2 protein-coding genes are annotated in these 13,338 nt (G+C 52.9%); both read left to right on the forward strand.

The window, feature by feature from the left end:
* The first annotated feature begins 204 nt into the window (after positions 1–204).
* The gene (locus JFN88_RS15295) at positions 205–5,427 is read left to right on the forward strand and encodes a DUF5011/hyalin repeat domain-containing protein (RefSeq protein WP_199020142.1); all 5,223 of its coding nucleotides are present in this window, start codon (positions 205–207) and stop codon (positions 5,425–5,427) included.
* 151 nt (positions 5,428–5,578) lie between these two features.
* On the forward strand, positions 5,579–13,240 hold the full coding sequence (locus JFN88_RS15300) for an S-layer homology domain-containing protein (protein WP_233167903.1): 7,662 nt from the start codon (positions 5,579–5,581) through the stop codon (positions 13,238–13,240).
* The last annotated feature ends 98 nt before the right edge of the window (positions 13,241–13,338 follow it).

Below are 13,338 nucleotides of genomic sequence, written 5' to 3' on the forward strand. Positions count from 1 at the left end.
TAGTGCAAAAGGTGGATAATTGTCGATTTTCGCTGAATGCTGGAAGGTATTCAAATATAAAAATTTATAGATTGCCATTATAAATCGTTTATATTTCAAGCGAAATGAAGCTTTTTGCTTATCAAAGTACGACAAAGCCGTTTGCACATGGGTTAAAAGTCCTATTCATACATTTATTCAGCATTTTTAAGGGAGGTTGTAGTATTGCTTAGAAAGCACAAGACACACAGGCTGCTGGGTATACTGCTGATCCTGTCCACGCTGCTGTTGCCGCTGCAGGGTATGTTCATCAGCGTGGCGCAGGCGGCCGGGGAGGACCGCGAAGTATTTTTCGGGAACGGTGTTCGCGTTGGAAACCAGACGTATTCAGCGACGAACGCCGTTGTGAACTTCAATTCTCAGAAAGACGGCTTTACCTATTCCAAATCCGGAGATGTAACGATAGATTTCGGCGCCGGTGACACATTCTCAACCAACGGATCAGTAGCTGTATTCGAGCTTGATGTTTCCAAGAACAGCTATCTGAAAGAGCTTGCCGCCAGCGGTCATGCCGAGGTTCAGGTCGGCTGGAGTGCTCTGGATTGGATAGAGGAATGTACAAGGAGCGTGTTTGGCATTTGCCTGGACAAGGACTACCAGGGCACAGAGGCCTGGATTGACATCGGCGGTGTGAACCAGATTCATGAAAGAGCCTACCATGGCGGTGTAGGGCCGAGAAGCATAACCCGGGTTCTGGGAACGGAGACAAAGATTAGAGTCACTATCGAAGGAATTCGCGACAGCACGGACGAGAGGTCAGGAGTCCGGGGGCTTTACTTCAGATTCAAGGATGTGACAGCGCCGGTCATGACGGGCTACACCTTTACCGGCGACGGGGCGGAGCGCACGAATCCCAATACCGGTGAAGAGGAGCTGTATGTCAAGGCCAACGAGAATATTACGCTGGCTTATGAGTTCAGCGAGCCTGTTAGACCTACCGCGTTAAACTCCGGTTACTATGAGCATTTTCTCAGGCACCCGCTGTTTGTGAATCCGACAGGAACGGGGCTTCCGGCAGCCGGGCAGCAGCAATACTTGCAGAACCGGACTTATACTTCCGCAGCGAGTCTGAAAGAGTTGAACAGCAGGATTGTATATCAATACATAGGCGCCAAGTATCATCATAGCGGCAATATTCCGCTTGACCCCAAAATTACCGGAACCTCGGATGGCTCGCCAATCGACCAGACGATGGAGCAGAAGCTGAAGGATGCTGTTCTGACTGATGCAGCCGGGAATGCGGTAAGGCCGAACTTTCCAGGCAAGGCAAGCACGGCCAGCCTCGATTACCTCAAGTCCAAGACCGTGAACCCGTTTGATTACAAAAACGGCGGCTTTAAAGTCATTGTCGATGCTGTAGCGCCGAAGTACACGAAGGCAGGCAACGGCATTCAGCCGGAAATTCTGACAGGCATGACGCTGAATAACAATGACGTGATCGACTTCAGCCTGCAGTTGTCGGAAGAAGCGGTCGTGAGGAAGGGCTATGTAGCGACCAATACCTACCTGCTCCTTAACAACGGGATAAAAGCTCACTACGTCTCCGGTGAGAACAGCGATAAATGGCTGTTCAGAGCCTACGTGACGGACAAACTGATAGATGAGACGCCGCTGTTGAAGGTGATTGCGCTTAGCAATAGTCAGAAGGGGGATGACTCCGACAAGGGTGTTCTCCAGGACTATGCCGGCAACATACTCATGCAGCCTGCCAATTACCAGGGGCTGCACCGGGATGAGAACGGCGAGGACGAATCACTAGTGAATTCGACGATCGACTGGGCCAAGCTGTCTATCGATAACACCAAGCCGGTCATCGGATTCCGTTATGAAGCGGATGGAGCTACTGACCTGATTTATCGTAAAAACGGCAAGGTAACGATTGACGCCAATGATCCACCCGTCAAAATTCCACATCTGGAGCCGGATGCGAGCCAGCGCGGAACCGAGCGGCCGAGCCGCGGGATTTACCGCCCGTCCAACATGACAGGACCGGCTTCGCCGTCTGTCGGCTTGGTCTACTACTGGTGGAGCCAAAGCCCGGATAATCCTTTTGCAGATAAAGGGGCTGACCAGTTCGCGGCGATCAAGCGCTACGCATTGTCCGCCAAGCAGCCGTCAGAAGAGCTGTACCCGGGGGAATACGCGAATGTGCAGCTTCAGGTCACGAACAACAAGACGAACCTGATTGCACCGCCTTCTGAAGCCTTCACTGCCGAAGGCAGCGGAGAGTGGTACTTGCACGCATGGACTGCTGATATGACTTGGGATTCAGCCAGGGAACTAATGCAATATGCAAAGATGAAAAGCTATATCAGCGATAACCCTGGCCAGTACGAGGCTTGGAAAGCCGAGCTGGCGAATGCGCCCGAGGCGGAGCAGATTTTTTACGCCAATAACAAGGCTATGCAGGCTGTCGGACAATACGGAGACACAGCCGTCTGGCCGCTCTCGAACTTCAAGCAGGAAGATTCCAACTGGACCTATGCAGTGACCACACTGAAGATGGACAATAAAGCGCCTGATGTTGTCTTTAGCCAGGTGACGGGCGACCAGAGTGTCAATGTACAGGTGGAAGCTGTTATTGATGACAAGCACAGCGGTGTTGACCAGGTATTCTATCAGTGGGTGAAGGATGGCAGCCAGCCAAGCGATATTGAGTGGCGTCCTGCAGTGATTTCCGGCACTCAGGCCAGATTTGCGACACAGAACAACGTATTTGAAGACGGACAATATTGGCTGTACATCAAGGCCTCGGATCATGCGGGCAATGAAGGCATTACGATGTTGGAAGCTCCGGTAACGGTCAATTCGGAACAGACTGTCCATGCCGAATTTGTAACCGAGGCCAATCCGAATTATGCGCAGAGCCATGCTGTACGGTTCTATATTAGCGGCATTGTCCCGGAGAAAGTTGCTTATGCATACAGCATAAGCGCGGCCAGGCCATCCGTGGGAGCTTATACGGATTTGACTATTTCTCCTGATGACCCGGATAACTATCTCATTCCCGCCGATCCAGACCGTAACGGCATCCAATATTTGCACCTGATGGCCAAGGAAGGTGAACGGTATTATTACTATTCCAAAGCCTACTATTTCGATAATGAACCGCCTGCCATTTCCTTCAGCAAAAGTGGTGTCGCCTACCCGCTGGATTCGCAGGAAGTGCAAGTAACGGTTACTGAGCCATACAGCAAGCAGGGACTTTCCGTTCGCTACCAGTGGGTCAGGGATGGAGAGGCTGCACCGGACGAGAGCTCTCCGCTATGGGAAGTGCTCCCCGAAGGGGGAGTGGCTGCTATAGACGCCTCCCGCCTTCAACCGGGCGAAATCGCAGACTTCCGCTTGCATGTGCTGGCGGTAGACGGCGCAGGCAACCGGGCGCTTGCAGGGACAACCGGTACGTTCAAGGTATCCCGGGCAGGAGGCAGCGATACAGAGCCGGCGGCTTCCCAGTCTGACCTGATCTATGTACATGGGGACGAGCAGGACGGCTATACGGCAATTCTCAAGCTGAGTCTGGATACGGTGGATAAGCGCGGCTATGAATTTTCACTGTCGCCGGATTACGGGGTCAGTTGGGGGAAATGGCGTCCATATACCAATTTTGCCTCCCTTAAGGTTCCCGCAGGAACGGTTGCCGACCAGCAGATTATGGTCAAATACCGGACTCCCGGGGGCAAGATGAGTGAGCCGCAGCCGCTGAGAGCCGGTACACTGTCACCAGTAGAGCCGGTGTACGCCATTGCGACGCTTCATACGACAAGACCGGTGAACCCGAATCGCGGGGTGGATATCGAGGTTGCGGCGCCGCTGGGCATTAAGATTGTAACGTCTGCCGTTAATCCGGCGCCTCTGATTCGCAAGGGCAATACGTTTACGGTGAAAGAGAATGGCTATTACGCCTTTGACCTGACGGATACCGCGAACCCTGATCGGAAAGAGACGCTTTACGCTGTCGTAAACAGTATTGACGGCGACACGCCCGTTGGAAGCATCGAGTATTTGATCACTGGACCGACGAATAGCAATGTCACGGTCAAACTTGGAACCTCCAAGCCGGTGCAGATTACAAACAACCAGGGGCGCAACGTATACATCTTTAACGAAAACGGCTCCTTTACTTTCGAATTTAAGGATGAGGCAGGAAATACAGGGACAGCTACAGCAACCGTGTCCAATATTGACAAACAAGGGCCGCGGGTAAAACTCGTTCGCTCCTATAATTATGGTCCGGACGGCAGCCGGACCTTCGGTACGATTCGGGATCATAACGGCAACGTCATACTGTCCTCTGGCGTCACGCTCGAAGTGCAGAAGGAAGACGCGCTGGCCAAAGACTTTATTGTGTTGAACAGCAAGCCTGCTGTCTCTATAGAGCGCAACGGGACACTGGAGTTTATCGTAGCGGATTTGTTTGGCAATACGACCGTGCTCAAAGAAGAGGTGAGCAGCATTGTAGCGGAAGCGCCTGCTCCCGATAACATTGCGTACACCTTTGTCGATGAGCAAGGCAATCCGGTACCACCCGCTAAAATCGCAACGATTGACGGCAGGAAGTATGCCAAAGGCAGCGTCAAGGTGACGCTTACCGGGAAGACCGCCGAGCCTAACCGCGTATTTGCAGGAATGGCCCCGATTGTAGAAGGCGGTGCTTACAGCAATGAGATTACGAAGGCTGACGGAAGCTTCTCTTATGCGAGAACTTTTTCCGCTGAAGGCCAGACCATCATTGCAATCTCCGATTTGCTCGGCAATGTGAACCGCATTCCGGTAACCGTACAGGGACTTGACAATAAAGCGCCCGAACTGGTGCTGAAGCAGGCGCAGGCCGGAGTAGTGCAGAACAAGAAAAATTTTGATTTCCGTACGGACCTGGGCGGGTACACGGTGACGGACAATGTTTCCAAGCCGGAGAATATTAAAGTATCCATCAGCGCTCTGGACCTTAGCAAGACCGGACGCCAGCAGGTCACCTATACGGCGACTGACGAGGTGGGGAATACTTCCACAATTGTTCAGGATGTGTACGTAATTGGCGAAGACGGCATGTTGATCTTCGGCAATGGGGCGCTCATTTCCGCTGGTCTGGGCGAATCTGTATTGTTCGATACCAACGCGGTAACGTTCAATATCTCCCGCCACAACCTGATGAATATCGGCGGCAAACGGGAAGTCAATGAACGCGGAACCTACGAACTGATGTACCAGTCCGGCTTGTACCGTGAAGGCCAGATGAAATATATTGCCAAGAAGCTTACTTATGAAGAATTGGTGAACGGCAAATTTACCGTCACTTTCCCTCAGGCAGGCTGGTACACCATTATTGTCCGAAATCAGGAACGCGAGCGCGAATACGCAACCTTCTTTATTTCCAGGACGAAGTAGCCACATGAACTTGTGGACAAGCATACAGAACCAGACAAGTCCGCCATCTCCCTGTGAGATGGCGGACGGTTGCTATGCTGTAAATTGCGGCAAATTGTAGCAAATAGCTGTAATTTGCCACCAACAGACAGGAGGTACAATTGTGCTGCTGATGAGAAAAACGCTAGTCTTTATGCTTGCTCTTATCCTGTTGCTTCCTTCCAATATAAGCGGCATTCAGGCGATTGCGGCGGCAGCTACGGCACCGAAGGTGACCGTACTGCAAAATGATTTTATCAAGGTAACGGTGGACAACAGCACGGGACGCTTCGGTATCCGTACCGTGGAAGGCCAGCCGGTCCGCAAGAAGGACCAGAACGTCGATATGCTGTTCCGCGGCGACGATCCGGAGACCTCCTTTACGACCTTTAAAATCGACGGAACCGATTATATTTTCGGCAATCCGTATAAATTCGCTTCCGGGCTGTTCTCGGAAATTACCGCGCCAAAAATCGTGAGCAATCCAAACGGCACGAAGCAGATCGAAACGGTGTGGAAAATAAAAGGCGTGGAGATCAAGCAGATTTTAATGCTGTATTCAGACAGCGCCGACAAGAAAAATTCCGGTAACGTCAATGTCCGTTATGAAGTCGTGAACAGAAGCGGGGCAAGGGTACAGCTTGGCAGCCGGATTCTGCTTGATACAATGGTCGCGGGCAATGACGGGCCAGAGTTCCAGATCGGGACCATCTCCACGCAACCGCTTATGGTGGAGCGCAAGCTGGTTCATGATCCGAAGAAGCTGGGCATTCCCGATGAGGATGCGGCGTTCTACAAGCTGCCTCCTTATTGGGTAATGCGGGACAATCTGGATTTGGCTGATCCGCTCGCTACGAACGTAATTGCCTACGGCTTCAATAATTTTGCCGAGGGGAATATCAATCTCGTAGACGAGATGATCGTTGGTCACTGGAATGGACTGGCGAACACGAAGTGGGATTACAAGCCGAACCCGAATCTCGATTTTACACGCGATACGAATGACTATGGCACCGCCGACTCGGCAGTCGCGTTTTATTGGCTGCCAAGGGCGCTCAATGACAAGGCGGTACAGACGTTTGAGACCGTCTACGGGCTGGGCGAGATTATTGAGCCCAATCAAGTGTTTTCCATCCGCTATATCGATCCGGTACAGCAGCTTGCCACCCTATCGGATAATAGTGATTATGCGAACGAAGGCGTCTTTGATATTATTGCCGAGGTCGAGAATCTTGCCTCTTTTAATATGGAGCAATCCAAAATCAACGTGGAGCTGTCTTTGCAGAACGGATTGAACTTCGTCAAGCTGGATGATCAGGGGCGGGTTGTACGGGATCAGAACGGCAAGGTGGCAACCGAGGCGTTCCGCAGCAAGTCGCTGGAGTTCATGAAGCCGGCAACCCCGGAGGAAGCAGCGCAGGGGATTATCCCGAAGTATAAGCCTGGCGATACGGTAACGGTAGCTTTCAAAGTGCAGGCCAAGGGCAGACCATGGCCGGTGACGAGGGAGTACATGCTCAAGGTCAAAAGCCCGGAAACACAAGCGAAGCTGGGCCAGCCAAACCAGAACGGCATTCAGGATGAGGACATAAAAGCGCAATACGAATCGAGCAAGGCAAACTTTATTTTGCTTCCTGCTGTCGGCAATGCGGTCCCAACTTATGTATATGCGATGTCGCCAAAGGAACTGTACAGCAAGGACATCAAGTACATTACGGTCAACCTGTCGAATATTGAAGCTTACCATACAGGCAACGAAACGACGCCTCCCAACTTCGATTTATATCTGCAGGAAAAGGCAACCGGGAAGCGGTACAAAGTATCGGTCAAGGACTCGGTTATTTTGCAGCCGACAGATGACGGCTTCTCCGGTGATATGCGGATCGCATACCGTGGAGGGGAACTGGTTAACGCCGCGGGTGATGTCATTCAGGCCGGACTCGGGCCGGAGCTGCCGCTGGGCGAGTACCAGGTGCAGATTGACTTCAAGGGGGACACTGGCGGGGACAAAGAAATCGCTGCCATGTATGATATTACAACCAGTCAATTGTTCAGGGTCACCGACAATCCGAAATCACGGATCAGAGAAGCGGGTCTCATGGCGCTCTACAAGCAAACCGTTGATTTGAAGCATGTGGCAACAGGCGGCGCTCCTGGTCAGGAACTGCTCGATGAGTTAAACAGTTTGTTCCCTGGTGAGCCGTTTAAGCAAGGAGCGGATTTATACAGTTCAATTACAGCTTTCAAGCAGACGAAGACCTTATTCGGAATCGCGAGCAAGGCGGCCGATCCGAAGTTCAAGCTGGACGAATTCCTGGATGAGGATTCACTGGAGGAAGTGCCGGCCTATAGCTACAAGCTGTTCTCTTCCGAGGAAGAAATGGAACAGTTCTTTGATGAAGAGAGCGAGGAAGGCGCAAAACGCGAGAAGCTCGTTGTCGTCAGGGGCATGATCCGGGAAGTGGGCGAGGGCAAGGATCTCCAGGCCGTCGTCGATACCCGCACGGAACCTGCAATTATTAACGACGCCGTCGCTTATAAAGGCAAGGACATGGTCTTTGTCCGCGGCAAACTGGATATTTTCGGTGTGAAAAGCAAGGTGAACGGCTATGACCGGATGCCGTTTTTCGATTCCTTATTTGTAAAAGGTGACGGCTTGCTCAGTGTGGCAAGCAGCGGTTTCGTCTTCCACCGGGGAGAGTGGACGCTTGATTTCTATAACGGCTTCAACAAGACCGTTGGCGACAGTCTGGTCGAGGACGAAGAGGAAGAAGACGAAGAGAAGGAAAAAGAGAAAGACAATGACGGCAACGAAGAGGACGACAGTCTGAACGGCAGTCTGAAATGGGCGGTCGGCGGTCTCGGAGACCGGATTAATCCGCTTCGCCAGGTGATGATTGAGAAGGTGTATTTTAACAAGCACAGCTTGTTCGCGGCTCCGAGCTTTTCGATCTCCGGCTTCGGCTTCTCCTTTAACGATTTCATACTGCGCGAGGGCGGCGTCTCCTTTGGCGGCTCGATCAAGCTGAAGGTGGTCGAGGGCGAAGTTAAAAATGTCGTCTTCAATGAGAAGGGCTTCGTAGGCGTAGACGCGTCCATGAAGTTTGAGTTGGATAAGGATCTCGGGCTTCTGGGCTCGAAAAAAGACAAGAAGGACAAGAAAGGCAAGGATGATGACGGCGGAGGCGTTAGCGGCGAGCTGAACGTCGTGCATTATGTGCAGCCTGTGAAGAATATCGACAACCAGTATGGCATCAAGTTCAAGGCGGATTTGAAAAATACCGTTGAAGTACAGGCGGAGCTTGGCTTCAAAAAGGTAGCGGACGGCCGAATATTGCCCGATGTCGTTGCCTTTGGCACGACCTTGGGGAAACCGGGCGTCATGATTGGCGGAGCTACCTACCTGACCGCCATCCGCGGAGCCATCCGTGAGCTGGCAGATACCATTGCCGGCGGCAGCGACAAAGATCCGTTCCCGCTGGTGGTGCAGGCTGGTGTCGATTTGAAATTCGGAATTTCACCGGCGAATTTCTTTGGCAAGGTCGATCTCACTGTGAAGCGAACCGGCTTCAAAGTAGAAGGGACGATGGATTTCTCATTAAAGCCTGATCCTAAAAAGGATGACCTCCTCCCAATGCTCAGCAAGGCGCTGCTGGAAGCGCAATGGATGACGCCGTGGTTTGTGCGTCTAGCGGCGGAAGTTGATATTGGCGGCTGGGATGTCATTATCGGGAAGGCTGGAATCTTCGTTGGACAGAATTTGGAGAAGAACCGCATTGATTTCGAGGGATATATCGGAGCCAAAGTGCAAATTCCGGGCAGTGTCCCGATTGTAGGCGGCATGCCGCTATCCAGCGTATTTTTCGGTCTGAACAACGATAAAGTATGGGGCAGCGTAGGCGTGCTCTTCATTTCGCTGGGCATTACCTACTACTGGGGCGGCGGAGTCGAATTCGGCACCTCCGGCGAGAATTTGCCGGATGGCCTGATCCACCTCGTTATCGACGACCCGGAGAAGGGGCCGCGTCTGCTTGTTATCGGACAAGGTGTCGAGACCGTTGCAACTTCATGGATTGATGCCGAGCAGGCTGCTCAAGGCGTTGTCTACCGCAATATTGCCGAGGGTGTAAGCGTAATGGAGAATGGCGCTGTAAACAGCGGTATCGGCGGCATTGTCACGAAGAATGGCGGCAGAGTTCATGAAATTCCAGTGGCTGGTGTCTCGGGCAATGCAATCATTGAGATGCAGTATGATCAGAAGAATATGCCTAACTTTACCTTGAAGGATCGTGACGGCAAGCTGTATCCGATTGTGTTTGACAACACCAACAAGAACCCGCAAGCCAATGCATTCACGCAGGAAGTTTTGGCGGCAGATTCGCCGGATGGCGTCGACACAAGAAAGGCGTATATCATCCTTCCTGCCGACCGGGTCAAATCAGGTGGCACCTGGACGCTCACATCCTTAACGCCGGTAGAGACGCGCTTGCTGAATGTACCGGTAGCGCCAGGGCTGAAGAATGTGTCGCTGATCAAGAACAGCAATGATCCGAACAAGTTCAAGGCAGCTTGGCAGGTTGAGAACGCGCAGCCGGGAGATACGGTCAATCTGTACCTGGCTGAGGATGCGGTGACGCAGGAGAAGACCGTGCTGGCCAACGGCGAGGAAGTGCTGGAACCGGGCGAGCCGGGATTGCTTATCGGAAAAGATATTCCTGTTGACCATCTAGGCGGGGCAAGCGGCAGCATCACTAACGGCAGCACCGACATTGATGTTACGAGGGTATCCGTGCTCGGGGGGCAGGAAGATATTCGCGGACTGCTGCAACAGGGCAGCTACTATCTGCGGGCGGAACTGAAATCTCATGCCGCTTTCGGCACGAAGACTTCACCCGAGAAGTTCGAAATTATTGACCCGCTTGCACCACAGAAGGTGAGCGACGTCGTCATAGAGCCGGCAGGCAACGGACTGTTTGCATTGTCTTTCAAACCAGGCGCCCGCAAGCCGGGTCAGAACAGCTTTGAGCAGAGCTATATGATTGAAGCGCTGCAGAACAAGCAAGGCAAGCTGGAAAAGGTGGAGAGCTTCGGCGAACTGCTGTTCACGGCGGATGAACTGGCCCCGTACTGGAACAGCGCCAGCGGTCGCTACGAAGGCATTCTGATTGGCGGCTGGACGGCCACATCGTCTTCGGACAAGATCAATACCTCAAGTCTGGAGGGTACTGTTCTGGACCTGAAGGATGTAAAGTATACCGGGCTTAAGACCGGACAGGAATACATTGCAGGTGTCACATCTGCCAATAAGCCGCCGAAGGAAGCGGACCAGAATGAAAATTATCATTTTGCCGAGCGGTCGATCAGCTCGAAGGAGATGCTTCCGGTTCCGAAGAAGCCTGTGCTTGGCATCCGCTCCGATTCCGGGACGGTGACCGGCTCGGGCGCGCATACGGAACTGCTGACCGGCAAGACCGAGCAAATATTGAAGCTGACTGCTGATCAGAAAGATATCGAGATCGAGGCTTTCTATGCGGAGGAATCGCTTGGGAAGACGCTGCTTGCCAACAGCGGCAACGGCAGCCAGGGAACCTTGAAGCTTGATCAATTCAAGACAGATGGCCCTTATGCAATCGAACTGGTAGCTCGCAATAAGAAGACTCGGGACAAATCAGTGACCATGCTGTATTTGACCGTTGATACGATTGCTCCGGTGCTGTATATTGATCAGCCTCTGACCGGAGAGCGCACTGCGAACGGAAAAATCAAAGTGTCCGGTACGACCTCGAATGATGCGAGTCTGAGAGTCAACGGCAAGCCGATTCAAGTAGGGGACGACGGCAAATTTGACGGAGAGGTAGAGCTTGCTTCGGCCGAGCCGACCGCAGTACTGGAATTTACAGCAGTTGACGGGGCAGGCAATGAGAATCAAGCTGCCGTGCAAATCTCCAACGACCGCTATGAAATTCCGTCGGCGCTGATCATTAAGGAGTTGAAAGATTTACAGCCAGGAGAAAGCCAGTCCATTCAGGCTGTCCTGAAATTCGCCATCGGCAAGGATGCGGGCGGCAAGCCGAAATTCAAGGAGGTTGCCATCCCTGCGGGCGACAAGCGTCTGAGCTATACCGTTCAAAGAGGCGGCTCCGTACAAGTGACAAGCACAGGACGGATGACGGGGCTTGTGAGTGGCGGCAGCATCATCGAGGCCACCTATAAAGTCTCTGAAGATGTAGCGCTGAATGCAATGACGCTCGCGATTGTGAAGGGGCTGGACAGCATTACCGCTGCCTCTTCGGCTATTGCCAATGCGCCGGGCAAGACCAGGCTCACGGTAAGCGGGACGGGAGATATGGATGGACAGCAGCTTGTTTACAAAGTATTTGCCAAAGGAACGAATGTTGCGCTTCCGGCATATCTGGAGGACTTAAGCAGCTGGAGCTTGCTCCCTGACAGCGGTGAAATTAGCGCGAGTGATGGCGACAGCATAGTAGTCGCCAAACGATTGACGCAAAGCAAGCAAGCTACTGCTGTATCATCCAAGGTGACAGCGAAAGTATGGCAAGCTCCTGGCAATAATGGCGGCGGTGGAGGAGGCGGCTTCGGCGGCGGAGGACCAGTTGTAAATACAGGTCCTGCCGAAGTGAGCGTGGACGGTCAGCAGGTGAAGGCCGAGCGTTCCGGCAATGAAGTGCGTATTCATCTGAAAGCCGACCAAGTGACGGTGAAAGAATCATCCGATTTGATCATATCGGCTAAGGATACGACGGCCGAAAGCTATGATCTGCTTGTGGATAAGAGCATTGTAGAGCAGCTCCGCAACAAGAAAAGCAAGCTTCGTGTGGAGCTGCCGGAGGCAGCATTGGCGCTTGATCCTGATAAGCTGGAGGGTCTGACAGAAGACCTTCACATTAAAGTTGGTGCAAGCAGCGCTGTTTCCATCAGCGGTCTGAAGAAAGTGGCGGACAGCTTGAAAGCTTCGCTGCTGGGCGGAGGCCAAAGTACGGCGATTACAACCAATCTTCCAGCGGCAAGCTTCCTTCCTTATGTGAATGCGCAGATTGCTGTGCCGGGCAATGCTAAGGCCGGTGACATCTCGGCCATCATTCTAAGAAGTGAGAGCGGAAGCTGGACGACCGTTCCTTGGAAGCTGGAGCAGATCAACGGCAAGACTTATGCCAAGATTCATTTGACCGGATCGGGCAGCATCGGTTTTATTGGCGGCAGCGGAAAGCCGTTCAAGGATGTCACAGACGATTTCTGGGGCCAGCATAGTATTAAAGAAGCAGCTGCGAAGCTGTTTGTCCTGGGCAAGAGCGCAGAGCGCTTCGAGCCGAATAGCCGGATCACCCGGGCTGAATACCCAACCATTCTGCTCAGAGTGGGCGGATGGTTGAACCGGCCTGCGGCAGGAAGCTTTACCGATGTAGCCGGGAAAGATTGGTTCAGCCGCAGCGTATCCATCGCTGCCGATCTGGGCATCGTCACGGGCAAGGAGAACGGCGCTTATGAGCCAAACGCGATTCTTTCCCGTATCGAAGCCATGACGATGGCAGGACGTATGCTTGGTGTGCTTGGATTGGCAGAGGAACTGACCGATCAGGAAGCGGAGCGCATTCTGGGCGAGTTCAAGGACGGATCTGCAGTTCCGGTCTGGGCGCGCAAGCCGGTTGCGCTGACGATCAAGCAGGGCCTGATTCGCGGAGAGGGAGGCAACATTAATCCGCAAGGCGTCCTCACCCGGGCACAGGCAGCAGCCATTGCCATTCGTCTGGATCAATTTATAACGGGGCAACAATAGGCACGGCGTACCCACACAAGCAGCAGTCAGGTTTGTGTGGGTACATCTGCTCCAAGGGACTGCGCATACGCAGGAGCCGAAGATGGGGGAACGTCGGG

Source organism: Paenibacillus roseus (assembly GCF_016424485.1).
Taxonomy (GTDB): Bacteria; Bacillota; Bacilli; order Paenibacillales; family Paenibacillaceae; genus Paenibacillus_D; species Paenibacillus_D roseus.